A 23830-nucleotide genomic window follows, 5' to 3' on the forward strand; every position below is an offset into this window, starting at 1 on the left:
AACCTTCACGTTTCAATTGTTGCCAGACCTTACGCACACCATATCGACCTAAACTTTCTTTCCAAATACGTTTGATTTGCTCTGCATGATGTAAATCATGCAGAGCACGTTTCGCTCGATGTTCTGGGTTATCAACGAGATCTAAAGCCCGATAATAGGTCGAAGCTGCAATCGGTAAAATTCTACAAATCGCTTCAACACCATATCGATCTTTATTGTTCTGGATAAAATCCACCATTATTTGTGTGGGCGGTCGAGCTCCGCCTGGGCGAAAAAAGCGGCTGCTTTACGTAGAATTTCATTGGCACGTTTTAATTCTTTAATTTCACGTTCCATTTGCTTCATTTTTTCTTGGTCAGATATCTGTTGTACTTTGGCAGGATTTAGTTGATCCATATGCTTTAAATACCAAACACGCAATGTTTCAGGAGTANCATGACTTTAATCCAGTCAGCAAAGCTGAATGGCTTGGATCCGTATGCCTATTTAAGTGATGTGCTGAAAAGGTTACCGACACACAAAGTGACCCAAATTGAAGAATTGCTGCCGCACTGCTGGAAACCTAAATCGAATTAAAAATTGGTATGGGATTCAGCGGACGCTTACAAAGTTCTTAGCTATTTTTAAGTATAGAAAACCCGACCAGGGGAGATCGAGCTAAAAAAGAAACTACCGCACTAATTTCTGCAATAAATATAACTTAAATCACAAAAAAATAAAAATATGAGCATTCATTCACAGATCGGGCTAGTTGTCCTTCGGATCAAACCAATTTCGTTACACTCATTGTTTTGAGCATAGCAAATTCAGGCAATTACACAATTTAATTTACATTCTCCAATACTTAGTTGCGAACCACATTTAAGAAATATAAATGCCGCTCATATTGTTCCAAAATGTCTTGAAGTAAGTCTTCTTGTGTCCATTCCATCACATTGTAGTTTTTACCACCTTCCCGTAAAAACACTTCAGCAATATAAGACTGCTGAGTATCTTCATTTTGATCTTGAAGCATAAAGCTTGGAGGGAGAGTTTTACTTACAGCTACTTGGTAAATAAAATTAATTTCATCATGATGATTGACTTTGAATAGTAAGCCTTGATCACTTTCGACAATAGATACATCCAGTTGGCGACGTTGAAATTCACGCTTTAAATTCTGAAATGCTTGACGTACATCCTGTTTAATATAGGCTTTGACTTCGGATTCACTGTGAGGCGAATGCATAATTAAACTTAAACGCTGTTGCCAGCTTCTTGGATTATGTATAGCGCGTGGTGTGATTCGAGCACTTTGTAAAGCTTGCATCTTAGTCACATCTAAACGTAAGGCTTTGATGAGTCCGATGCACAATAGCAGCATAATAAAAGTGAACGGTAGGGCACTCATAATAACTGCAGACTGCAAAGCTTCTAAGCCACCTGCAATCAATAAAATAATAGAGAGCACAGCAATAGTTGCTGTCCAAAACAGTCGTTGCCACGCAGGAGAATGTTCTGTTTTTGCTGTTAAATAATCGGTGATTAAAGACCCAGAATCTGCAGAAGTCACAAAGAATAGAAAAACTAAAACCGTTGCAAGTAAGCTAGAAGCCCCAGAAAATGGCAAGTGCTTTAAAAACTCAAATAAGGCAACAGAAGAGTCTTTTTCTACAGCAGCAACTAAACCTCCCTGATTTTCAAAAAGAATACTAAATAGCGCGGCATTACCCATAAAACCCATCCATACCAAAGTGAAACCTGTGGGAATGAGTAATACCCCTACAATAAATTCACGGATGGTGCGTCCACGGGAGACACGAGCGATAAACATACCAACGAATGGCGACCATGAAATCCACCAAGCCCAATACATGATGGTCCATCCACCAATCCAGCCTGTAGGCTGATAAGCATACAGATTAAAGGTCATTGCAAATAAATTGGAAACGTATTGACCAATGTTCTGAATGGTGGTTTGTAAAATATAAATACTCGAACTGGCGAAAAATACAAATGCGAGCAGTATTACGGCCAAAATGATATTTAGTTCAGAAAGTCGTTTAATGCCCTTATCAAGACCAAGAAAAACTGAAAATGATGCGAGTGCACTGACTAAGATAATTAAGATAACTTGGGTTTGAATACTATTTTCAAAATCAAATAGATAATTTAGCCCAGAGCTAATTTGAGTTACACCAAAACCTAAAGTGGTTGCGATACCGAATATTGTGCCTATAGTTGCAAAAGTATCAATTCCATCGCCAATAGGGCCATAAATTCGCTTGCCAATAATTGGATATAAGCCTGAACGCACCTTTAAAGGTAAGTTATGTCTAAAAGAGAAATAAGCAAGACTTAATCCCACTAAAGCGTAAATAGCCCAGGCATGCAATCCCCAGTGGAAAAAAGTAATACGCATGGACTGTTGGGCAGATTGGATGGTTTCGGGTGTTCCAGTCGGTGGGCTAACATAGTGCATAACGGGTTCGGCCACACCAAAGAACATTAAGCCAATACCCATTCCTGCGGTAAATAACATGGCAAACCAAGAACTATTTTTATATTCAGGTTCGCTATGATCTGGACCTAATTTAATACGCCCCATTTTAGACAAGGCGATACAGGTAAGCGCGATCAGAAAAATGGCGACAGCAAGTACATAAAACCAACTAAATGAGGCTGTGATCCATTGGTTTAACTGATTGGTGAGCAAGTTAAAAGCATCTGGTGTAAATATCACTAATGCTAAAAAAACAGAAATAATAATCACGGTGCTAAAAAATACATTTGGATTGACGTTATCAAACCAAGATGCTTTTTTGGAAGGCATAATTCCCCCGTATTTTGTCGTAGTTTGGTGCGTGTAGATAAAAGCAAAAATTTCACATTGAGTGAAAAGATAGGAAATCAATTCCTTGATGAGTGTGCTTGGTACAGAATTATCGGCAGAACAACTGATTTATAATTATATCATTGGATTTACCTTTTAGTAAAACCTAGGGTGTAAAAATGCATTTCAGTATTTTATATACGGTAAATTTTTAGTTAGGAAAAGTGTGGCTAGTAAATCGATGGCTATTCATAGCTTATAAGGCTAATAATTCTCTAGCATAATCTGAAAAATCAACTAGCCTCACAGAGGATTTGTTGCATAAATATGTAAGTATCTGATTTAAATAAATTTAATTTTGGATCAAAAAACAATCAAAACTTTAAAATCATATAATTATGAAATCTTTGTGCAACAAAGCCTTCGTAAACTAGAAAAAATCACAAAAAATTCATGATTGTACTGTTATTCTTTTAGTTAAATTAAAGTCGATAAAGCTTATTCACGCTTCATGATGATTAAAAACGAGAATAGTATGAATCAATTTTCTGAACAAGACGTATCCAGAATTATAGAAATGGCTTGGGAAGATCGAACTCCTTTTGAAGCTATTTTATGTGAGTATGGTTTAAATGAAGCAGCGGTGATCCGCTTGATGCGGCAAAATATGAAAGCATCGAGTTTTAAAATGTGGCGTGAACGCGTCACCGGCCGAAAAACCAAACATCTGCAACTGCGTTCACCCGACGTGATACGGGCCTATTGTTCACGGCAATACAAGCGTTTCTAAGCGTTTGATTTTGACCGCTGTCTGGACTCACGTTTACATCGTTCAGAACAGTATCTGACTTCCTCCCAGCAGCGTTGCCATTTTTTGCGCCAAGTAAAAGGACGCAAACAGTACATACAGATTTTTTCAGGAAGATGCTGTTTTTTCATGGTTTATAACTCATCAATCTGGCTAAGAAGTTGCTGGGCATGGCTGATGATCTGCGGCCGATCTTTAAGCTTGTCCAGCTGTCGATAGATCATGCCCATACGTGGATGAGTACGGAATATCTCCTCATTCCTAATCATGAAATACCAGTACAGGCTGTTGAAAGGACAGCTGTCCGGTTCGGTACGGGTTTTGACATTGTAGCTACAGTGCTTGCAGTAATCCGACATCTTATGGATATAATTGCCTGAAGCGGCATAGGGTTTGCTGGCCATCAACCCGCCATCGGCATGCATTACCATGCCCAAGGTGTTCGGTAGTTCTACCCATGCATAGGCATCGGCATAGACTGCCAGATACCACTCGCTGATCTGCTGCGGGTCTACACCAGTTAATAAGGCAAAATTTCCAGTCACCATCAAACGCTGAATATGATGTGCATACGCATGCTGAAAAGTATTACGGAAACACTCAGCCATGCAGTTCATCTGAGTGCGGCCAGTCCAGTAAAATTGTGGCAACGGTGTTGAGTACTGTAGCGCATTGCGGCTGGCATACTCCGGCATGTACAGCCAGTAAATTCCGCGGACATATTCGCGCCAGCCGAGGATCTGCCTGATAAAACCTTCCACTGCATTCAGTGGTGCACGACCTTCATGGTAGGCAGCTTCTGCCGCATCACAAACTTCTTTGGGCAGTAACAGACCACAATTTAGATAAGGCGAGAGCAGGCTGTGAAACAGCATGTCTGCACCCTGAGCCATGGCATCCTGATAGTCTCCAAAATGCGGCAAACTGTGAGTAATGAAATGCTCCATTGCAAGCAGAGCATTGCTACGTGTGGTGGCCCAGCGGAAGTTGTCAAGGCTGCCAGCGTGAAGTGGAAACTCGCGCTCAACCAGCTTAAGTACATCCAGATCAATCTGATCGCGTTCAAAATGAAGTGTTGGAGGCAATGGTGGAGTGCCTGACCATGTCTTGCGATTGGCGCTGTCATAGTTCCACTGTTGTCCAAGCGGCTGCTGTCTCTGCATCAAATAACCGGTCTGTTTACGCATTTCTCGGTAAAAATATTCCATGCGCAACGTCTGGTAGCGGCTGGCCCAGTGCTGGAACTGCTCCGGGCTACAGAAAAAACGATCGTCATCCAGACACTGTACCGGAAGTTGCAGTTGCTGGCTCCAGTGCTGTTCAATATGCTGCTGCAGGCGGTATTCCCCGCATCGGGTCATTACCAATTCTGTGACGGGGAAGAGCAGTTGCTGTGCCTGTACGAAATCCAGCAGGCTACGAATCGGACTGCCGAACTGAAAAGCATGGTAACGTACACGCCAGCCTTCCGCTTTGAGCTCTTTGGCAAAATGCCGCATCGCGCTAAAAATCAGAGCAATTTTCTGCGGGTGATGGGCGACATAAGTCGCTTCCTCAACCACTTCGGCCATCAGGATCACATCCCGGGTACGGTCCAGCGCTTTAAGCGTAGCGAGCTGATGATGAAGCTGGTCACCTAAAATTAAACCGAAACGCATAGCCTTTCCAGACCCGATCAAAGATAGTCTAGTGTAAAGCCAGACAGTTCAATTTTTTGTGAAAATACAGATCAGTCCGCATGTTCAGTCAATTCAGCCCGACCTGATTTGCTGACATTGCACAGGAATCATGATTGCTACAATAACAGAGTGTCCATCTCTATAATGCTACAGCCAGTTAATGAAACTCGCTTCGCATTATTCCTGAAGACATAAATGTTGTGAAAATTATGTGATTTTAATCAAAAAGATACAAATTATTATGGTTGTAATTCAGGCAGCGTGCGCTTAGTATCTAAAGAGAAGTTACTCTATGTAAGCTTCCTTAGTTTTGTCCCATACACCCCAATGTATGGGATTTTTTTAATCAGTGGATGTCATGAGCATGCATTCAAAAGCGTATATTTTTAGACAGCAGCAATTAATGGTGGATGAGCATTTTCAGTTGCCGCTGGTAGCAAGACTGCAGCACGATCTGGATTTGTCGGAAAATGGCCAGGTTATTGCACGGGATCTAAAAGAAAATGAATTAGTACCTGAAGGCTATCAACTAGTCCCGATCCGGCAATTGGTGCAGGTCTGGAGCAGGCCACAGTTTGAACAAGCCAGTCGCGCTGTGCAGTTGCTAGAGTGGCGCCGTAATCACCGCTTTTGCAGTAAATGTGGCCACCCGACCCAGCAGCACGTCAGTCACTATGCTATGGTCTGCCCATCCTGTGGTTATAACCAGTATCCGCGTGTGAATCCTTGTGTGATCACTATCATTACCCGAGGTACAGATGAAATTCTGCTGGCAAAAAATGCTCGTAACAAAACCCAGATGTACAGCCTGATTGCCGGATTTGTCGAAGTGGGCGAAACCCTGGAGGAGGCGGTACGCCGTGAGACGATGGAAGAAGTGGGACTACAAATCAAAAATATTCAATATCTAGCCAGTCAGCCGTGGCCGTTTCCCAGCAATTTGATGATGGCCTTCAGGGCAGAATATCATGCAGGCGAGATTCAGATTCAGGAAAATGAACTCAGCGATGCGCAGTTTTTTAAGTTTGATCAGTTACCCGAGATTCCGTTCAAGGGCAGTATCGCCTATGCCATGATTCAGCATGTGGTGCATGGCACACCTGTTGCCGATGACAGCAAAGAATGGCTTTGAATTAACTAGTCTGGTTTGACTGCTTAAATTAAGAAAAGAATCAGGAGGTTTATTTTCGATCGGTGTAATTCCCGAGAACCTGAATTTTCTAATGTTGAAGACTTAATTATTTTTTAGCGGATAAACGAATGGCATCTCAACAAAAACTGAATCGCAGCATCTAATCTTCACGCTTTGTTCACATCCAGCTGGGTTATGCTAATCCTGAAATTAAACAAGGCTTAAAAATGAAGATGCTATTCAAGTCGGTTTTCGCAGTTACAGCGCTGGCCATCATCAGCTTAAGCTTTACTGCCCGAGCTGAAACGGTTGCCCCTCAGGCAGTCTATCAGGTGGATATCTGGCAGTATGCGGGTAAATGGTATGAAATTGCGCATTTACCGATGTATTTTCAGCGTAAATGTGTCTCGGATATCTCGGCACAATACACTGTCAATGCCGATCAGACCATGGGCGTCTTAAATAGCTGCCGGATTGAAAATGGTGAAATGATCAGCTCTGAAGGGGTAGCCTATCCGCAAAATCAGGGCAACAGCAAACTGAAGGTCAGCTTTTTGCCGCCAGGTTTAAGATGGATTCCGTTTACCAAAGGGCATTACTGGGTATTACGCGTGGATCCAGAATATAAAGTGGCGCTGGTCGGTGGACCGAGTACCAAATACCTGTGGATTTTATCGCGCGAACCGCAACTGGATGAAGCCACCTATGAGTCCTATCTGGATACAGCAAAATATTATGGTTATGACATCACAAAACTGATCAAATTGCCGCATTAATCTGTTACCCTTTTGCCGAACTCATTAGTCTCTCTACAGTTCGGCTTTTTTTTATTTCACTTCACATAAAATTCATATCTGACTGATTAGACTCATCAAATAGAATAAAGACAACCGCTTAAAAGTAGGATGAGTCCATGTTGAAAAGCCTGATGCGATGGATAGACAGCTGGTCCATACACACATCGCCTGAAACGCTGACCGCTGAAAATAGTAAAATTCAGTGGTTCAGAATTTTACCCTTTATTCTACTGCATCTGGCCTGTCTGGCAGTATTCTGGGTGGGGGTATCGTGGTTTGCACTGGGTTTCATGCTCGCATTCTACCTAATCCGCATGTTTTCCATTACGGCCTTTTTTCATCGCTATCTGTCACATAAAACTTTTCAGACTTCGCGTCCGGTGCAATTCCTGTTTGTGTTAATTGGAACTATGAGTGCACAGCGTGGTCCGCTATGGTGGGCGGCCCATCACCGTTATCACCACCGCTATACCGATACACTACAAGATCCACACTCCTCAACACATGGTTTTTGGTACAGCCATGTCGGCTGGTTTTTAAATGAATATAATTTTGCCACGCGTAAAGAAGTGATCAAGGACTGGCTGAAATATCCGGAACTGATCTGGCTGGACCGCTTCAGTTTAATTGTGGTGCTGCTGACCGCGGGAGGAATTTATGCACTCGGGGAGTGGGTGGCCATCACCTGGCCGCAATTTGGTACATCAGGCCTGCAATTGCTAGTCTGGGGCTTTGTGGTCTCCACCGTGTTACTGATCCATGCCACTTTGTGTATTAACTCACTGGCGCATCATTACGGCAGCCGTGATTTTGACACTGAAGATCACAGCCGCAACAACTTATTCCTGTCGATCATTACCTTAGGCGAGGGCTGGCACAACAATCACCATTATTATGCCGGCAGTACCCGGCAGGGTTTTTACTGGTGGCAGATTGATGTGACCTATTACCTGCTGAAACTCATGTCTTTGTTCGGGCTGGTCTGGGGACTCAAGCCGATTCCGGCACGGGTCTACGACGTCAGTAAAATTGCCCAAGCTCGAAAACAGAAAAAAGCTGCCAAGAAGGGCACTCCGACTATTCATTCAAAGGAATCACCATGAAAATTGCAATTATTGGTTCAGGTATTTCTGGTCTGTACGCTGCCTGGAAACTCAGCAAAGCGCATGAAGTCACAGTCTTTGAAAAGAATAACTACTTTGGTGGTCATACCGATACCCATCAGCTGAATATCGATGGTGAACAGGTTGCGGTAGACAGTGGCTTTATTGTCTTTAATGAGCGTAACTATCCGCTGTTCTGCGCCATGCTAAAAGAACTTGGGATTCAATCGCAAAGCAGTGACATGGGCTTTTCGGTGAATAATCAGGTCACTGGCTTACAGTACAATCCTTCAAAAAAATTCTCGTTATTGTTCCGACCTCAAAACTTTTTTAATGCAGATTTTCGCGCGATGTTGTCGGATCTGTTCCGCTTCTATGCCGCCAATAAAGATCTGGATGTGGAGCATGTCGATGCACAGCTCAGTATTGATGAGTATTTAAATCAACATGGTTATAGCGATGCCTTCCGTCATGAACATCTCTATCCGATGTGTGGAGCGCTGTGGTCCTGCCCGGTGGAACAGGCCGGACAGATTCCGTATAAGTTTGTGGTGAGCTTTTTCCAGCATCATCGCATGTTGCAGCTCAAAGACCGTCCTTTATGGCTGACGGTCAAGGGTGGGTCAGCTCGCTACGTCCATGCCATTCAGGCCCAGTGCAATATCACGCTTCGTAAAACTGCTGTGCATCAGGTGTCTCGCAGTGCCAATGATGTACTGATTGAAACCCAACAGGGCAGCGAGCGTTTTGACTGGGTGATTTTCGCCAGCCACGCCGATGACAGCCTGAAACTGCTGAAAGACCCGACCGCGCAGGAGCTGGACGTGCTAGGCAAGTTCCGCTATCAGGATAACCGCATGGTGGTACATTCCGATACCTCTATCATGCCCAAATCCCGTCGCCAGTGGGCCAGCTGGCATGTACACGTCACGCCGACTCAGGTCACTGAACAGACGCCATTCCAACACAGTGGCACACATTATGGCTTTAGCTACTGGATGAACCAGTTGCAGAACCTGAACTGCAAAACCCAGGTCTTTGCCACCCTGAATCCTAATTTTGCCCTGAATCCGAAAAAAGTCTGGATAGAACGACATTACCGTCATCCAGTGTTTGATGCCCCAGCGATTGAAGCACAGCAACGCTGGGCCGAGGTCAACGGCCAAAACCGCACCTCATATTGCGGCGCTTACTGGGGCTGGGGCTTTCATGAGGATGGGGCACGTAGCGCATCATGGGTAATCGATCAGCTATTAAAACAGGCCGAACAGGCAGACTAGGAGCGCATGATGCAGATGTATCCACTTGCGATCGCCACTGCTGAAATCCGGCATCGACGTTATTTGCCCCAAGCCCATGCTTTTAAAACCCAGCTGAGCTATCTATGGTTTGATCCAGATCAACTCGCGACGTTTACCCGAAAATCCTGGCTGTGGTCATCTAACCGCTGGAATTTCCTGACCCTAGATGAGCTCGATTTTCTGACTATGGAATGTGGCTCGATTCGGCAGAAGATTGCACGCCTGCTGATCAAGCGGGAAAACTATCTGTTACCGCATGCCGCTTCCATCCGGGTGCTGGCTTTACCGCGCACACTCGGCTTTCGTTTCAATTCCGTAGTGTTTTATATGGTCTTCAGTGCGACCGACCAGTTGCTCTTTGTGCTGAGTGAAATCACCAACACACCGTGGAATGAACGACAGGTCTACATTCACGACTGCCGAAACAATGCAGACGAACATGCGCCGTACCAGAGTCACCAGTTTGACTTTAAAAAGGCCTTTCATGTGTCGCCGTTCATGCCAATGGGGTTGGATTATCGCTGGCGCTTCAGCTTTTCGGATCGGCAGAACGTGATTTATATGCAGCTGTTTGAGCAGGGAATCTTGCAATTCGATGCCACCCTGAAATTTTCCTTGCAGGCCATCACGGTTCTTTCACAGCAGCATCGCTATGCTGTACTGAAAGTTCTTGAACCCTTCAGGATGGTCAGCGGAATTTATCTGCACGCCTTTCGTTTATGGAAAAAGAAAGTTCCATTTTACCGACATCCTAAAAAAGAAAAAGGAAACACATTGCGATGAAGACACTATTCATGGGAGAGCAAAGCACACTGCCTGTGGTACTGCGCCACCTGCTGAAATTACGCCATGGTCAGCTGATTTTTAAAGGCGTCTGGAACGGGGCTGTCGGGGAAAATAGCGATTTACAGGCGGTGATACAGGTGCATGATGTTCGTCTGATGGATCTGCTGTTCCGTAATGGTGTACTGGGTGCTGCCGAAGGTTTTATCCGTGGCTACTGGAGCAGTGAAGATCTGGTCGATGTGATCCGCATTTTGGCACGTAACCGCGATGTGCTGGACCAGATGAATCAGAATGCTGTGGCCAAAGCCAGCCAGTTACTGTTAAAGGTCTGGTATAAATCGCGCAAGAATTCGATTGATGGCAGCCGCAAAAATATTGCCGAGCATTATGACCTGAGCAATGACTTTTTCAAGCTGTTCCTGGATTACAGCATGATGTATTCAAGTGCTGTGTTTAAAGAGCCGGGCGTGACCCTGGAACAGGCTTCGGATTATAAAAAAGAGCTGATCTGCCAGAAACTGCAACTCAAACCGATGGATCATTTGGTCGAAATTGGCAGCGGCTGGGGCGGTTTTGCCATTTATGCCGCGCAGCAGTATGGCTGCAAGGTCACCACCATTACCATTTCCAGAGCACAGTATGATGAAGCCGTGGCCCGGGTCGCTGCAGCCGGACTGTCACATCGTGTGACTGTGCAGCTGAAAGATTACCGCTTACTGGAAGGCAAATACGACAAGCTGGTGTCGATTGAAATGATCGAGGCCGTAGGTGAGCAGTATTTACCAACTTATTTCCGAAAATGCCGCGAGCTCCTCAAGCCGAATGGTCTGGCCCTGATTCAGGCCATCACCATTGAAGATGCACGCTATGCCAAAGCCCTGAATACCGTGGACTTTATCAAGCGCTATATTTTCCCGGGCAGTTTTATTCCCTGTATCAGTGTCATGACCCAGACCGCTTCCGAACAAAAACTGCGACTCAAACATTTGGAAGATATCGGCCAGAGCTATGCTCAGACCTTGTACTGTTGGCGTCAGCGTTTCTTGCAGCAGCATGATCAGGTACTTGGGCTTGGTTTTGATGAGCGTTTTATCCGCATGTGGGATTTTTATCTGTGTTATTGCGAAGGTGGCTTCCGCGAAGGCGTGATCAGTGATGTACATCTGCTGTTCGAAGCCAGTGCCTACTAAGCCAAGATAAAACAGGAGTGCCGAAATGCTGCTGAATTTACTGATGCTGAATGTCTTTATCATGCTCTGTAGCTGGGTGTTGGTGACCTATAACCACAGAGCAGGGCTGGTCGATGTCGCTTGGAGTTTCAGTATTACCCTCAATGTGATTATTGCCGCTTGGGCGATTGACAGTGCACCGATGTTGGTTCGCTTATTTCTAGGACTGGCGAGTGGGATCTGGTTTTCACGGCTGACTTGGCATCTGTTACGGCGCTATGCCAGTGAAACCCAAGAAGACACGCGTTATGCCAACATGCGCCGAGCGATGGGGGATTATCAGCATCTTGGTTTTCTAATGTTTTTTATATTTCAGGCAGGTTTGGCTCTACTGTTTTCTTACCCAATGCTGAAGTTGTTAAGTATCTCGACCGAGCAATGGAATGACTGGACTTTGGTCACTGTGATTGTGGCGGGCATGATCATGTTGCTGGCGCTGATCGGTGAGAGTACCGCTGACCAGCAACTTTACCGTTTTAAGCTAGATCCACAGAATCAAGGTAAAACCATGGATCAGGGTTTGTGGAAATATTCGCGCCATCCGAATTATTTCTTTGAATGGCTGCACTGGTTTGCCTATCCGGTCCTTGGTCTGGCAGCAGGTGCCTATGAATTATGGATTTATCCGCTGCTGATGTGGCTGTTTCTGTACTACATCACCGGGATTCCCTTTAGTGAACAACAGGCGCTGGCACATCGCGGCGACAACTATAAAGACTATCAACGACGAACTTCAATGTTTATTCCGTGGCCACCCAAACAGTAGGTAAATACATGGACTTTATGATTCAACAATCTTTAAAACTGGTCGAAAGCGGCAAGCTGCCCGATTCGGTGATTCGCGCGGGCATTCGCAGCCTAAGCAAAAAACGTCTGGCACAAGAAGGACGCTTTGACCCGGCACTGGCAGCTCGGCGCTATATGGATGTGCTGCATATGCTGAAAAATAGCGAGATTGCCATTGAGACCGACAAGGCGAATGAACAGCACTATGAACTGCCCACCGCATTTTTCCAGGCGGTGCTGGGCAAGCGTCTGAAATACAGCGCTAGCCTGTTTGAACATACTCATACCACGCTGGATCAGGCCGAAGAAGCGGCACTTGCCAACTATTGCCAGCGTGCACAGTTAAAAGATGGACAGGATATTCTGGAAATTGGCTGTGGCTGGGGCTCTTTAAGTCTGTATATGGCCGAACATTATCCGAAATCCCGCATTATGGTGGTATCTAATTCTTCGACCCAGCGCCAGTATATTCAGGAACAGGCGCGTCTGAAAAAACTGCAGAACCTGACGGTGATCACCTGCGACGTCAATGTGCTGCAACTGGAACCCGCGTCCTTTGACCGCGTGGTTTCGGTGGAAATGTTTGAACACGTACGTAATTACCAGAAACTGTTTGAAAATATCAGCAGCTGGCTGAAAGCGGATGGTCTGCTCTGGTGCCATATTTTCTGTCACCGTTTCCTGCATTATCCGTTTGAAGTGAAAAATGAATTCGACTGGATGTCGAAATATTTCTTTAGTGGCGGACTGATGCCGGCAGCGTCGACCTTTCTACATTTCCAGCAGCATTTGCAATTAGAGCAGCACTGGCAATGGGCGGGTACGCAGTATGAACGTACCGCAAATGCTTGGCTAGAAAATATGGATGCTAAACAGGCCGAGCTAAAGCCCTTGTTTGAAATAACTTATGGCGCGGATGCCGCAATCTGGTGGCAACGCTGGCGAATTTTCTTTATGGCCTGTGCCGAGCTGTTCGGTTATGAGCATGGACGCGAGTGGGTGATCGGTCACTTTCTGTTTAAAAAGAAAACCGTATAATTGAATGGCGAATCGGATGGGGTAGCGGGGAATGCACCAATGTTAAAGCTGTTCAGGGACAAACACGATCATCCTCTGGGTGAGGTGTTTAACCGCTATTACTGGCTGCAAATCGGATTCATTGCCTTGTCTGTGGTGATTGGGATTGGCTTCAGTGCCTGGGTGATTAAAGGTTCCCTGCTCAGAACTGCGCTAGAACAGGAAATGTCACACTACTGGCAGCGGCTGGAACGTAATCCGGCTGCTGAACTGCCCGACACCAAAAACTTGTATGGTTATCGCTGGAGTGATGTACCGCCAGTCCAATTTCGCCACATACAGCTTGAGCAAGGGGTGAATCGGCATTTTGTCGATGGCAAGGAGCGCATGACCGTTTATGGTGAAAAAGACGGGCAGCATGTGCTGTTGGTGTTTGGCGAAAGCAACGTCAACAAGCTGGTGTGGCTGTTTGGTCTGGCACCGCTGATGGTCAGCCTGTTTGTGCTATATAGTGTGCTGTGGTGGTGGAACCGTCGGGCCCGGCGCTATTTTTCCCCGATTACCCGTCTGGCCAATGCGCTGGAATATATCGACTGGGAACATCAGAAAAATCAGGCTTCGCCTTTTCAGGACATCCGCACCGACTCTAATCTGGAAGCTGAATACCTCAAGCAGGCGCTGGAAAAATATCATCAGGTATTAAGCGAATTTATTCAGCGTGAGCGTGAATTTACCGGAGATGTCAGCCATGAGCTGCGCACGCCACTGACCATTTTAAAAGGCAATGTGCAGCTGTGTCAGGCACGCTATGGCGACAACAAGTCCTTTACCCGCCTGCATAACACCATTGAAGACATGCAGCTGCTGGTCGATACCTTGCTGGCCATTGCCCGCAATACCACCAACACTTTAACTGCTGAACCGACCATGCTTTCAGAATGTCTGGACAATCTGGTGCAGGATCTGGAGAGTGTCAGTCATAACAAAGGCATGCAGATAGACCTGCAAAAAGACCTCGATGAACAGCCGCGTAAACTTTATCCATCCATGACCAAAATGGTGTTTGGCAATATTCTGCGCAATGCGCTGAACTATTCACAGGGCACAGAAATTGATGTGATTCTGGAAAAAAATAAAGTGCTGATTGCTGACAATGGGGTCGGCATGCCTTTACCTAACAATTCTAAAGTTCAGGAACTGTCTGGTCAGCAGCTAAAACTGGAAATCAAAGGGCATGGCATTGGATTACAATTGGTGCAAAAGCTATGCAAACAGCTAGGTTGGCGTGTGGAGCTGTTTGACAGGCAATATTATCTTGACACTCATCAGAATGTTGAATTAGCAATCACCACTGGACTGATTGTCGTTGTGTACCTAAATTAGGCTTCATCTTCGAAAGCAATCTTTAAACCAATCCCAGATATGGTGTGAATCAGCTTATGTTCAAAGGGTTTATCGACCATTTTGCGTAAATTATAGATATGACTGCGCAGAGCATCACTTTCTGGCTCTTCATCACCCCAAAGCTCCATCATAATTTCCTGTTTGGTCAGTACTTTAGGAGAATGACGCATCAGTAGCTTCAAAAGTTTAAACTGAATCGGAGGCAATTCAATGTTCTGCCCAGCTCGAGTTAGCTGCTGTGTTGCCGGGTCCAAAATTAGGTCATGAATTTGCAGACGACTGCTAGATACTTCACCCAGGGAACGTTTGATCAGGGCCTTGACCCGAACCACCAGCTCGTTAAAGTCAAAGGGCTTGACCAGATAATCATCCGTGCCTGAATTGAAGCCTTTGAGTTTATCATCCAAGGTATCCCGAGCGGTAAGCATCAAGACAGGTAAGTCCAACCCCTCTTCATTGCGTAACCACTCGCACAATTCATAACCAGAACCATCAGGCAAATTAATGTCTAGTAGTAAGATATGGTAGCGTTGCTGTTTCAGTAATTGTCTAGCAGCACTCAGATTGCGGGCATGATCGACCACAAAGCCATGTTCTTCCAGAAACTCACATAGGGTAGAGGCCAGTTCATAATGGTCTTCAACCATCAGGATAAAATGTTTCGACATAGCGGCAGATACTAATTTAATAATTGCTGTTTTAATTTAGCACTAAATGGCTGGGGACCCAGCCATATATTAAAATATTGTTGTGCCAGAGGATGTTTAAGCTGCCCTAAACCTTGCTGGTTCAAGGATAAGCTCAGGGTCTGTGTAGCATGGTTGTATTTTAAACGGTACAGGTCGCCTGATCTGACCGGACGATACAAATCGGTGATTGGGTTGAATAGAGCATGTATTTTTGCGTCTTTAACATTACGTTTCAGTAAATGTGTGGCCGCACGTTTAAATGCCCATTCCGGAATATTCTGGGTATAGGAAAAATCCATCTGTATATTTTGTTTTTCCCAGGACTGGCTACAGTTTTGGGCAAAATAACTGGCCATACCGACCTTCTTTTGACCCACCAACAGCGGACCATTGCCGCATTGATTCAGGCTTTGTGCCTGGGCCCATGGACTGAAGCTACATCCCATCACTAACGCCGTGCTGATCGCTATTTTTTGAAAGGCAGTAGCCACGAGTAGACCCCTCCAACATAAGGCAGGGAACGATACAGGCCATTAGCAGGGTCCCAGAAATCCTGCTGGAAAATAATCTTGTTGTTTTCGTTGATCTTGATTTCACTGATACCGTAAGAGTCCATACTGCGGGTCGTGCCGAACATTTTAAAATCATAGGCCATATGCCAGTGCACATAGGCAGAGTCCTGATGATAAGAAGCGTTTAACAGCTTGACGCTGACCTTGCTGACCCGTTTGTTCATGCCTTGAAAGTGCTCCAGCAGATTTTGACGGGATGAAAATTGCGATAGGGTATCGTTAATAAACAGCTGGTCGGCATACAGCGATCCGGCTCTTTCCACAAATTCTGGTGTGCCCAAGGTATTAAAGGCTGAGGTAAAGCGGAGGCCGATATCCTGAGCTTTAGCCTGATCCAGCGCTATCCCCTGAATACCATTTCTGGATTGGGCGTAATCGGTTGAATAACTGGGGATACTTTTACATCCGGCTAACAACAGAAGCGGCAAGGATAAGGCTGTAGCAATTAGTGTTTTTACAAGTCTCATCATCAGTGTCCGTATGAAGTGTATGTTTATACCTTAGGCAGCACAGCGTGAACAGAATGTGAAATAGACGTTATAGATGAGCAATTGAATAGAATTTTTCAAATCAAAGAGGCTTTGTTGCATAAATATGTAAGCATCTGATTTAAATAGATTTAATTTTGGATCAAAAAATAATCAAAACTTTTAAAATCATATAGTTATGAAATCTTTGTGCAACAAAGCCAATCAAATATTAAATGTTTAACTTTTTTCCTCGGCCATTAACCAATCAATGATATTCATGGCATCACGATTTTCGTTATTTTTTCTGACCATTGCATAAAAATTATAGTCACAATAGATAAAACCAAAAGGGGCAATGATCTTTCCATTTAACATATCTCTTTCTACTAGAATTTGAGGTGCTATGGCAATTCCTAACCCAGACACGGCAGCTTCTATCATTAAATTCAGACTATCAAAATAACGGTCATTGGATTTTGGGGAAAAGCCTATTTGAAACTGATTAAACCATGTATGCCATGCACTTTTATTTGAGTGGGTATGAAGTAATGGATAGTTTAAAAGATCATTTACGGAATGAAGAAGATTTATTTCACGATTACAAATAGGACCCATGTTATCGGGAAATAACAGAAATTTATTCAAAAAATTGGGAAGTAAATGATGCTCACTGACGCTATTGATAAATATATCAACCTTCTCTTTTTCTAACAATTTTAAGTCATTACATGTCATTAATTTGATATGGATATTGGGATAAATGACTTCGAGCTTTTCTAATCGAGGAATCAGCCAATTTGCCATAAAACTATGAGAAGCGCCTATGACAACTTCTACTTCTAAAGTTTTATTTGTTAACTCAAAGACGCATTGTTCTAAACGATTAAAAAGCTCCATACAAACGAGCGATAATTCTTCGGCATCCGCCGTCAGAGAGATGGTCGAGGAATGTCGAATAAACAATTTTTTATCCAACCATTCTTCTAACTGCTTTATTTGATGGCTAATCGCGCTATGGGTTACACATAATTCTTCCGCAGCTAAGCTGAAACTTTTATTTCTAGCGACAGCCTCGAATGCTTTTAAAGCATTAAGAGGAGGTAATGTTCTGCGTTTCATGTTGTAAAATTTTCTAACACCTTAAGCTCAAAATATATCAATTATCATCAAAATGAAAATATTTTAAGATCAAACAAGTTTTGATAGTAAAAGAGATATGAGATGACAACCCCTTATACAGGTAATGGTCCTGATGACTTGGGATTTTTTGGTAAATTTGGCGGATGTTACATGCCAGAGAGCGTAATGCCAGCACTCCAAGAATTAGAGCAAGCCTTTAATACTGTTCGGCACAAAGCTGAATTTTGGGCTGAATATCAGCAGATTTTAACGGACTTTGTTGGTCGTCCTAGTCCTCTTTTTTATGCAAAAAACCTAACAGCTTATGCAGGTGGCGCTCGAATATATTTCAAGCGAGAAGATTTGAACCATACGGGTGCGCATAAGATCAATAATTGTGTAGGGCAAATCTTATTAGCCAAATTTATGGGTAAAACCAGAATCATTGCAGAAACGGGTGCTGGGCAACATGGTGTTGCAACAGCAACGGTTTGCGCGCTGTTTAAGATGAAATGTACCATTTTTATGGGAGAAACAGATATTCAGCGCCAACAAATGAATGTTGAACGTATAAAATTACTCGGTGCTGAAGTCAGAAGTGTTCAAAAAGGGCGTGGGACTTTAAAAGATGCGATGAACGAAGCATTACGTGACTGGATTCGTAATGTGGATACCACCTATTACCTATTGGGTACGGGTGCAGGCCCTCATCCATATCCCACCATGGTGAGAGAATTTCAGAAAATTATTGGTTTAGAAGCCAAAAATCAAATACTCCTGAAAGAAAATAAACTGCCTGATGCTCTAGTTGCTTGCGTTGGTGGGGGATCAAATGCACTAGGGTTGATGCATCCTTTTCTAGAAGACCTGAATGTCAAAATGTTTGGCGTTGAGGCAGGTGGTAAAGGAATAAATAGCGATGAACATGCCGCCTCTATTTGCAAAGGTCAGGTCGGTGTGCTGCATGGCAATTTAACCTATTTATTACAAGACTTAGATGGGCAGATTTTAGAAGGGCACTCTATATCAGCTGGTTTAGATTATCCTGGTGTTGGTCCAGAGCATGGTCTTCTGTTTGAAACAGGACGTGTGACATACACGGCTATAACCGATCAAGAAGCCGTAAATGCATTTCAGCTTTTAAGCCAACAGGAGGGCATTATTCCTGCTCTTGAGAGTTCCCATGCGATTGCATATGCGATTCAACTTGCTCAAGAAATGCAACCAGAACAGATCATTATTATCAATTTAAGTGGCAGAGGCGACAAAGACTTAAACACGGTCAAAAAATATCTTTCAGGAGCTACAGCATGAACCGTCTAGATCAAAAATTAGAGCAATTGAAACTGGAAAATCGAAGCGGTCTGGTCTGTTATTTTACTGCTGGAGATCCTAATTTTACAGAAAGTTGTCGTCTGTTAAGCCAATTGGGTCAAGCAGGGGCTGACATTATTGAAGTGGGTATTCCATTTTCTGATCCAGTAGCAGATGGAGAGATCATTCAGGCAGCGCATCTTCGGGCTTTAGATGCAGGTCAAACGGTAAAACAGACCATTGAGTTGGTAAAAGTAATCAGGCTGCATGATGACCAGACACCAATAATTTTCATGACTTATTTAAATCCGATTATGCAATATGGTTTTGAGACACTTATCGCCGAAACAGAAAATCTTATAGATGGAATATTGATTTTAGATGCTCCATATGGATATCGAGAAAAATTTGAGGTGCAATTAAATGAAAAAAATATGCATTTAATTGCAATGACCGCGCCGACGACTACAGTTGAAAGGTTAGAGCAAATTTCAGCGCGCGCGACAGGGTTTTTATATCATGTTGCAGAAAATGGCTTAACAGGAGGAGACTTCAATCTGTCTAATCTTGAGAAAAAGATAACTGAAATTAAGCCAATTTTTAATATTCCAGTTGCAATTGGTTTTGGGATCAAAAATGAAAGCCATGTTAAAGCACTAGCCAATAAAGTAGATCTTATTATCATTGGCTCAGCGCTTATCGATACTTTTTTTAATAAGGGAATGAATGCAACTTTAGAAAAAGTGACGGTTTTTGCACAGATATTGAGACAAAATAAAGAATAGTCAGGCACCTTTCATAAATCTTCTTTAAAACCATAATTTAATATAAAACAATATTTTATCTTTACCTTCTCCCGAAAGGGAGATGGAACTTTATACGTGAATTTTTTTCTTAAAGTGATCGCTTTTTAAAAATCACTATTATCATATAGATGTGACATGCGTTTTTGCTTTGTTTCAAGATAAGCTTTGTTAAAGATATTTAAACCAACTTTTAAAGGAATACGTTCAACAACATTAATTCCTAAATCAGTTAAAGATTTAATTTTAAGGGGGTTATTTGTAATGAGTTTTACATTATTTATTTTTAAATAATCTAACATAATGGTACACATATCATATTTACGAGCATCTGCTGGTAAATTTAATAATAAATTGGCGTCAAGAGTATCATGTCCTTGGTCTTGAAGGGCGTAAGCTCGGATTTTATTGGTTAGTCCTATGCCGCGACCTTCTTGGCGCAAGTATAAGATCACACCTTGACCTGCATCATTAATCATTTTCATGGTTGAATGTAATTGGGGGCCACAATCACATTTGAGTGATCCAAAAGCGTCACCTGTTAAGCACTCTGAATGAATTCTAACGAGTACAGGTTGATTAGAAATAGTACCCATGCCTTTAGCAAGAGCGATATGTTCTTCACCAGTACTTTGGTCTTGAAACGCTATAATTTCAAAATCACCAAATGCAGTCGGTAGTTTTGATTTTGAAACAAACTCTATAGCCATTGAAGAATACACCTATATAAATTTATATTTGGTACAATTTACTTAATCAAACTTGAAAGCATTGGCTAATTTTTTTCAGTCATAAATTTCAGCATTTAACTTCCAAGTAAAGAGTATGTATTTAATAGTGAATTTTTTGTGAAATATTAAGTTGACAAAATAACTAACCAAGCTAAAAAAATTTAGTTAGCCCAGGCTTTGTTGCATAAATATGTAAGCATCTGATTTAAATAAATTTAATTTTGGATCAAAAAATAATCAAAACTTTTAAAATCATATAGTTATGAAATCTTTCCACAACAAAGCCGAACAGATGCCAAAATAATTGATCTGGTACAGCGTATTACACCAACAGGCTATACGCAGGCCATGAACTTTTTGGCAGGAAAAAAACGCCGCAAATAAAGACGAATTCACATGAAAGATGATTTTATCGTTTTAACCGAGTATGTTGAATCGAGTAATTTTTAAATTAATAATAGCTTCGATTTCAATGCTGAAGCATTTCGTTAAATAAAATGATAAGGAGCCCTACATGAGTGGTTCTCATAACCATGATCACAGTCATGTTGAAGTGACTGCAAAAAATGCCAAGAAATTAACCATTGCACTTACCTTGACGTTCACCTTCTTAATTGTGGAAGTGGTTGCAGGATTTATCACACAAAGTTTGGCCTTACTGTCCGATGCAGCGCATATGTTTACCGATGCCGCTGCTTTAGCCATTGCTTTAGCAGCCATCAAAATTGGGCAAAAGCCTGCCGATGATAAACGTACTTTTGGCTATCAGCGGTTTGAAATTTTGGCAGCTTTGTTTAATGCCATGATGTTATTTGTGGTGGCGATTTACATTTTATATGAAGCCTATCAGCGTTTTAGTCAACCACCTGAAATTCAAAGCTTCGGCATGCTGATTGTTGCGGCTTTGGGTTTAATCATCAATCTGATTTCAATGAAAATTTTGGTGTCGAGCAGCCAAGACAGTTTAAATGTGAAAGGGGCTTATCTTGAGGTGCTCAGTGATGCATTAGGCTCAGTGGGTGTGATCATTGGCGCACTTGTGATTTATTTCACAGGTTGGATGTGGGTAGATACCGTTATTGCTGTGTTGATTGGCTTTTGGGTCTTACCTCGAACTTGGGTGCTACTGAAACAAAGTATCAATATTTTGCTCGAAGGTGTGCCAAGTGAAATTGATATCGAATCTTTACGCAATGACTTGCTGGCTTTAGATGGAGTGCAAGGCATTCACCAGCTTAAAGTTTGGGCCATTACCTCTAAAAATGTGCATTTAACAGCGCATTTGATTGCACCCGATGTAGATCAGAGAGCTTTATACCACCAAGCTGTGGAGTTATTGGGGCATGAGCATGGGATTACGCAAGTGACTTTGCAGATTGAAGAAGATGAATGCCATCCACACCAACATGAACATAGTCATTAAAAAGACTTGACCTTAGACTTAGTCTAGGCTTTACAATAGCGTCACTTTATTTTAGTACGACATTATGCGTTCTACCACGTGGATTAGCGTCTTAGTTGCTTTATTCATGTTCCAAAGTCTTTGGAACGTGGCGGCAGCTTTTTGCGTCCATGAAGAACAAAAAGCTCAAGTCGTGACACAACAAAGTTTTCATTTTGGCCACCATCAAACCACCTTGTGTGTGTCTGATGATAAGGCACACCAGCAAATCAGTGTTGATGACCATACTCAAACGGCAAATGATCAGTTTGAATTGGGTGAAGACCATCAAGATCATTTGCCCTCAATGGCTCATTTGATTATTCCGAAAGAAAAAAACTATCAACTGCCGCTCGCGTTTGAAGTTCGCGAACGTCCACAGTTTTTTTGGCACAATGCCTATCAAGCCCCTGATTTATTGGGACAACATCCTCCTCCTGAACTTTCCCCGCTAATGGTGGGGTAGCCTAAAAAATTTCCCACCACTTCTTCTAAAAATTAGTGGGAAAAAGCATGTCGAATCAATTTAAGGCGTTTATACGCCAAGCCCTTGCTGTGGGCATAACAACAGCCGCGATGCAATGGAGTTTTGCCGAACCGATCAAAACTTTGGATGAAGCTTTAGCAAAAGTAGAGCGCTATCAAAACCAAAGCGACATTGGGCAACAGCGTCAAAGCATTTCAGAGCTGAACATCAAAAACAGTAGTCTATGGCAAAACCCAAGCTTAAATATTAATCAAGATGGTTTTGGTTCAGATACTGATCGTGAACTCAGTATTGCCATTAGCCAACCTTTAGATGTTTTTGGACAGCGGAAGCTCAATCAAAAACTCGCAAAAACAGCACACCAACAAGGCCAATTACAGCAACAACTGTGGACAGCACAAAGCCAATTGGTGGTGAAGTTTGCATGGTCGCAGTTGGCTTTGGCACAAGTTGAAAAATCGCTATATGCCGCACAGCTCAAAGTGAGTCAACATAATTTAGACAGTGCCAAAAAGCGCTATCAGGCGGGTAGTATTGCTTTGGTTGACTATGAACGTGCGCAAATCGAAAGTTTGGATATGCAGCGCTTATACCAACAAGCGGTACTGTCAGAACAAGTAGCACAGCGTCAACTCTCAAACCTTTGGGGCGAAACCAAAGCCGATATTCAACTCAATGCGACCTCAATGCCATGGCCAGATCAAAGCGATGCCACAGTACAGCGCTATATTGCTGAAGGTTGGTTGGAAAAGCTGTATGCACTGAACATTCAACAATCCAATTTAAACATTGAAAGTTTAAAAGTGCAGACGCGTCCCAATCCGACCTTAAATGTCGGCATGAAACGGAGTCAAGCACCGAATGAAAGTAGCGATACCACATTAGCTGTCGGCGTGGATATTCCACTGAATATTTTTAACCGTCAGCAATACAGCATTCCGATGGCCCAGCGCCAGCAAAGCTTGTTGAATCAGCAGCAACAGCGTGAGTTAAAACAGCAGATTTTAGATATCGCCAATGCCATGCATGAACTCAAAGGACTAAAACAGCAGTTCAGTTCGATGAGCCAACAAACCACTTTGGCAGAACAAGTTCAAGTACGTACGTTGCAAGGTTTTAAAGCGGGAAAACTGTCTATTACCGACATTAAACAAGCCAACTTACAACTGCAAAGCATACGCCTTGGGCAGTTGCAGTTATTACGTCAAGCTTGGCAGACCGCATTGAGCGCAGAAGCGCTTAGCCTCGGCACTAGCTATGAACAGATCAGTAGTTCAGATGCTTATAGCCAAATCAGTAAAAATTCAATCGCACAAATACAAGACCTCATCCTTGGCGGAGCACAATAAT

At 43.2% G+C, this 23830-nt stretch carries 23 protein-coding genes, 2 pseudogenes and 1 other annotated feature; of the genes and pseudogenes, 16 read left to right on the forward strand and 9 right to left on the reverse strand.

The window, feature by feature from the left end; genetic code table 11:
- Window positions 1-432, reverse strand: a pseudogene (locus tag AC07E5_RS03455) (IS3 family transposase); the annotation flags it as partial.
- Window positions 164-280: a sequence feature (AL1L pseudoknot), on the reverse strand. Its footprint overlaps the pseudogene before it by 117 nt.
- 3 nt (window positions 433-435) lie before the next feature.
- Between AC07E5_RS03455 and AC07E5_RS03460 the strand changes: the two are divergent.
- Window positions 436-576, forward strand: a pseudogene (locus AC07E5_RS03460) (transposase domain-containing protein); the annotation flags it as partial.
- Window positions 577-844: 268 nt separating this feature from the next.
- On the opposite strand, the gene AC07E5_RS03465 reads toward AC07E5_RS03460, so the two are convergent.
- On the reverse strand, window positions 845-2812 hold the full coding sequence (locus AC07E5_RS03465) for a glycine betaine transporter (protein ID WP_180073164.1): 1968 nt from the start codon (window positions 2810-2812) through the stop codon (window positions 845-847).
- Window positions 2813-3347: 535 nt separating this feature from the next.
- On the opposite strand from AC07E5_RS03465, the gene AC07E5_RS03470 reads away from it, so the two are divergent.
- Window positions 3348-3602 carry a TIGR03643 family protein gene (locus AC07E5_RS03470; RefSeq protein ID WP_120367959.1) on the forward strand — a complete coding sequence of 85 codons (255 nt, stop codon included), beginning with the start codon at window positions 3348-3350 and terminating at the stop codon, window positions 3600-3602.
- Here AC07E5_RS03470 and AC07E5_RS03475 read toward each other — a convergent pair.
- Together AC07E5_RS03475 and AC07E5_RS03480 are read right to left on the reverse strand one after the other, a co-directional pair.
- A complete protein-coding gene (locus AC07E5_RS03475) occupies window positions 3599-3751 on the reverse strand; it encodes a DUF2256 domain-containing protein (RefSeq protein WP_136143616.1) in 153 nt (50 codons plus the stop codon). The two genes, AC07E5_RS03470 and AC07E5_RS03475, sit on opposite strands and share 4 nt — an antisense overlap.
- Window positions 3752-3754: 3 nt before the next feature.
- Window positions 3755-5278 (reverse strand): cryptochrome/photolyase family protein, encoded by a 1524-nt coding sequence (locus AC07E5_RS03480; protein ID WP_498624591.1) that lies wholly within the window; start codon window positions 5276-5278, stop codon window positions 3755-3757.
- 379 nt (window positions 5279-5657) lie between these two features.
- Between AC07E5_RS03480 and nudC the strand changes: the two genes are divergently transcribed.
- The 9 genes from nudC (at window position 5658) to AC07E5_RS03525 (ending at window position 14833) form a co-directional block, all read left to right on the forward strand.
- Window positions 5658-6431, forward strand: coding sequence for an NAD(+) diphosphatase (gene nudC / locus AC07E5_RS03485; protein ID WP_498624592.1), 774 nt, complete (start codon window positions 5658-5660; stop codon window positions 6429-6431).
- Window positions 6432-6658: 227 nt separating this feature from the next.
- Complete coding sequence (locus tag AC07E5_RS03490) at window positions 6659-7207, forward strand: lipocalin family protein (RefSeq protein ID WP_179995333.1); 549 nt, start codon at window positions 6659-6661, stop codon at window positions 7205-7207.
- Between the two features lie 137 nt (window positions 7208-7344).
- Entirely contained in the window at window positions 7345-8331 is a 987-nt protein-coding gene (locus AC07E5_RS03495) for an acyl-CoA desaturase (protein ID WP_179995332.1), read from the forward strand.
- Window positions 8328-9611: an NAD(P)/FAD-dependent oxidoreductase gene (locus tag AC07E5_RS03500; RefSeq protein WP_498624593.1), complete on the forward strand. Its 1284-nt coding sequence runs from the start codon at window positions 8328-8330 to the stop codon at window positions 9609-9611. The genes AC07E5_RS03495 and AC07E5_RS03500 overlap by 4 nt, the downstream gene beginning before the upstream one ends.
- Before the next feature lie 9 nt (window positions 9612-9620).
- A complete protein-coding gene (locus AC07E5_RS03505; RefSeq protein ID WP_498624656.1) occupies window positions 9621-10415 on the forward strand; it encodes a DUF1365 domain-containing protein in 795 nt (264 codons plus the stop codon).
- Entirely contained in the window at window positions 10412-11608 is a 1197-nt protein-coding gene (locus AC07E5_RS03510) for a class I SAM-dependent methyltransferase (protein ID WP_498624594.1), read from the forward strand. Before AC07E5_RS03505 ends, AC07E5_RS03510 begins: the two co-directional genes overlap by 4 nt.
- Window positions 11609-11633: 25 nt before the next feature.
- Window positions 11634-12413 (forward strand): DUF1295 domain-containing protein, encoded by a 780-nt coding sequence (locus AC07E5_RS03515; protein WP_498624595.1) that lies wholly within the window; start codon window positions 11634-11636, stop codon window positions 12411-12413.
- 8 nt (window positions 12414-12421) lie between these two features.
- Window positions 12422-13471, forward strand: coding sequence for an SAM-dependent methyltransferase (locus tag AC07E5_RS03520; RefSeq protein WP_498624596.1), 1050 nt, complete (start codon window positions 12422-12424; stop codon window positions 13469-13471).
- 39 nt (window positions 13472-13510) lie between these two features.
- Window positions 13511-14833, forward strand: coding sequence for a sensor histidine kinase (locus tag AC07E5_RS03525; protein WP_498624597.1), 1323 nt, complete (start codon window positions 13511-13513; stop codon window positions 14831-14833).
- On the opposite strand, the gene AC07E5_RS03530 is transcribed toward AC07E5_RS03525, so the two are convergent.
- From AC07E5_RS03530 to AC07E5_RS03545, 4 genes are all read right to left on the reverse strand, one after another.
- Entirely contained in the window at window positions 14830-15522 is a 693-nt protein-coding gene (locus AC07E5_RS03530) for a response regulator transcription factor (RefSeq protein WP_179995326.1), read from the reverse strand. The two genes, AC07E5_RS03525 and AC07E5_RS03530, sit on opposite strands and share 4 nt — an antisense overlap.
- 11 nt (window positions 15523-15533) lie before the next feature.
- Window positions 15534-16034 (reverse strand): chalcone isomerase family protein, encoded by a 501-nt coding sequence (locus AC07E5_RS03535; protein ID WP_498624598.1) that lies wholly within the window; start codon window positions 16032-16034, stop codon window positions 15534-15536.
- The gene (locus AC07E5_RS03540; protein WP_498624599.1) at window positions 16010-16582 is read right to left on the reverse strand and encodes a nuclear transport factor 2 family protein; all 573 of its coding nucleotides are present in this window, start codon (window positions 16580-16582) and stop codon (window positions 16010-16012) included. Before AC07E5_RS03540 ends, AC07E5_RS03535 begins: the two co-directional genes overlap by 25 nt.
- A 240-nt stretch (window positions 16583-16822) precedes the next feature.
- On the reverse strand, window positions 16823-17704 hold the full coding sequence (locus AC07E5_RS03545) for a LysR family transcriptional regulator (RefSeq protein WP_498624600.1): 882 nt from the start codon (window positions 17702-17704) through the stop codon (window positions 16823-16825).
- Window positions 17705-17806: 102 nt separating this feature from the next.
- Here AC07E5_RS03545 and trpB point away from each other — a divergent pair, with 102 nt between their 5' ends.
- Together trpB and trpA are read left to right on the forward strand one after the other, a co-directional pair.
- Window positions 17807-19018 carry a tryptophan synthase subunit beta gene (gene trpB / locus AC07E5_RS03550; RefSeq protein ID WP_498624601.1) on the forward strand — a complete coding sequence of 404 codons (1212 nt, stop codon included), beginning with the start codon at window positions 17807-17809 and terminating at the stop codon, window positions 19016-19018.
- On the forward strand, window positions 19015-19803 hold the full coding sequence (trpA, locus tag AC07E5_RS03555) for a tryptophan synthase subunit alpha (RefSeq protein ID WP_498624602.1): 789 nt from the start codon (window positions 19015-19017) through the stop codon (window positions 19801-19803). Before trpB ends, trpA begins: the two co-directional genes overlap by 4 nt.
- 125 nt (window positions 19804-19928) lie before the next feature.
- Here the strand turns inward: trpA and ribA are convergent, their stop codons facing one another.
- Window positions 19929-20531, reverse strand: a complete 603-nt coding sequence (ribA, locus tag AC07E5_RS03560; protein ID WP_019837879.1) for a GTP cyclohydrolase II — start codon at window positions 20529-20531, stop codon at window positions 19929-19931.
- 535 nt (window positions 20532-21066) lie between these two features.
- Between ribA and AC07E5_RS03565 the strand changes: the two genes are divergently transcribed.
- From AC07E5_RS03565 to AC07E5_RS03575, 3 genes are all read left to right on the forward strand, one after another.
- Window positions 21067-21975, forward strand: coding sequence for a cation diffusion facilitator family transporter (locus tag AC07E5_RS03565; RefSeq protein WP_498624603.1), 909 nt, complete (start codon window positions 21067-21069; stop codon window positions 21973-21975).
- A gap of 64 nt (window positions 21976-22039) precedes the next feature.
- Window positions 22040-22459, forward strand: a complete 420-nt coding sequence (locus AC07E5_RS03570) for a cation efflux protein, CzcI-like (protein WP_498624604.1) — start codon at window positions 22040-22042, stop codon at window positions 22457-22459.
- A gap of 47 nt (window positions 22460-22506) precedes the next feature.
- Entirely contained in the window at window positions 22507-23829 is a 1323-nt protein-coding gene (locus tag AC07E5_RS03575) for a TolC family protein (protein WP_498624605.1), read from the forward strand.
- Window position 23830 lies beyond the last annotated feature (1 nt).

Source organism: Acinetobacter seohaensis, from assembly GCF_056431365.1.

What these genes read in the sequence shown, in the direction of transcription:
- AC07E5_RS03490 (WP_179995333.1), top strand. Translation starts at nt 6,659, where the DNA reads ATGAAGATGCTATTCAAGTCGGTTTTCGCAGTTACAGCGCTGGCCATC.
- ribA (WP_019837879.1), bottom strand. Translation starts at nt 20,531, where the DNA reads ATGGCTATAGAGTTTGTTTCAAAATCAAAACTACCGACTGCATTTGGT.
- AC07E5_RS03525 (WP_498624597.1), top strand. Translation starts at nt 13,511, where the DNA reads ATGTTAAAGCTGTTCAGGGACAAACACGATCATCCTCTGGGTGAGGTG.
- trpB (WP_498624601.1), top strand. Translation starts at nt 17,807, where the DNA reads ATGACAACCCCTTATACAGGTAATGGTCCTGATGACTTGGGATTTTTT.
- AC07E5_RS03575 (WP_498624605.1), top strand. Translation starts at nt 22,507, where the DNA reads ATGTCGAATCAATTTAAGGCGTTTATACGCCAAGCCCTTGCTGTGGGC.
- AC07E5_RS03565 (WP_498624603.1), top strand. Translation starts at nt 21,067, where the DNA reads ATGAGTGGTTCTCATAACCATGATCACAGTCATGTTGAAGTGACTGCA.
- AC07E5_RS03510 (WP_498624594.1), top strand. Translation starts at nt 10,412, where the DNA reads ATGAAGACACTATTCATGGGAGAGCAAAGCACACTGCCTGTGGTACTG.
- AC07E5_RS03505 (WP_498624656.1), top strand. Translation starts at nt 9,621, where the DNA reads ATGCAGATGTATCCACTTGCGATCGCCACTGCTGAAATCCGGCATCGA.
- AC07E5_RS03570 (WP_498624604.1), top strand. Translation starts at nt 22,040, where the DNA reads ATGCGTTCTACCACGTGGATTAGCGTCTTAGTTGCTTTATTCATGTTC.
- trpA (WP_498624602.1), top strand. Translation starts at nt 19,015, where the DNA reads ATGAACCGTCTAGATCAAAAATTAGAGCAATTGAAACTGGAAAATCGA.
- AC07E5_RS03520 (WP_498624596.1), top strand. Translation starts at nt 12,422, where the DNA reads ATGGACTTTATGATTCAACAATCTTTAAAACTGGTCGAAAGCGGCAAG.
- AC07E5_RS03475 (WP_136143616.1), bottom strand. Translation starts at nt 3,751, where the DNA reads ATGAAAAAACAGCATCTTCCTGAAAAAATCTGTATGTACTGTTTGCGT.
- AC07E5_RS03465 (WP_180073164.1), bottom strand. Translation starts at nt 2,812, where the DNA reads ATGCCTTCCAAAAAAGCATCTTGGTTTGATAACGTCAATCCAAATGTA.
- nudC (WP_498624592.1), top strand. Translation starts at nt 5,658, where the DNA reads ATGAGCATGCATTCAAAAGCGTATATTTTTAGACAGCAGCAATTAATG.
- AC07E5_RS03530 (WP_179995326.1), bottom strand. Translation starts at nt 15,522, where the DNA reads ATGTCGAAACATTTTATCCTGATGGTTGAAGACCATTATGAACTGGCC.
- AC07E5_RS03515 (WP_498624595.1), top strand. Translation starts at nt 11,634, where the DNA reads ATGCTGCTGAATTTACTGATGCTGAATGTCTTTATCATGCTCTGTAGC.
- AC07E5_RS03545 (WP_498624600.1), bottom strand. Translation starts at nt 17,704, where the DNA reads ATGAAACGCAGAACATTACCTCCTCTTAATGCTTTAAAAGCATTCGAG.
- AC07E5_RS03500 (WP_498624593.1), top strand. Translation starts at nt 8,328, where the DNA reads ATGAAAATTGCAATTATTGGTTCAGGTATTTCTGGTCTGTACGCTGCC.
- AC07E5_RS03470 (WP_120367959.1), top strand. Translation starts at nt 3,348, where the DNA reads ATGAATCAATTTTCTGAACAAGACGTATCCAGAATTATAGAAATGGCT.
- AC07E5_RS03480 (WP_498624591.1), bottom strand. Translation starts at nt 5,278, where the DNA reads ATGCGTTTCGGTTTAATTTTAGGTGACCAGCTTCATCATCAGCTCGCT.
- AC07E5_RS03495 (WP_179995332.1), top strand. Translation starts at nt 7,345, where the DNA reads ATGTTGAAAAGCCTGATGCGATGGATAGACAGCTGGTCCATACACACA.
- AC07E5_RS03540 (WP_498624599.1), bottom strand. Translation starts at nt 16,582, where the DNA reads ATGAGACTTGTAAAAACACTAATTGCTACAGCCTTATCCTTGCCGCTT.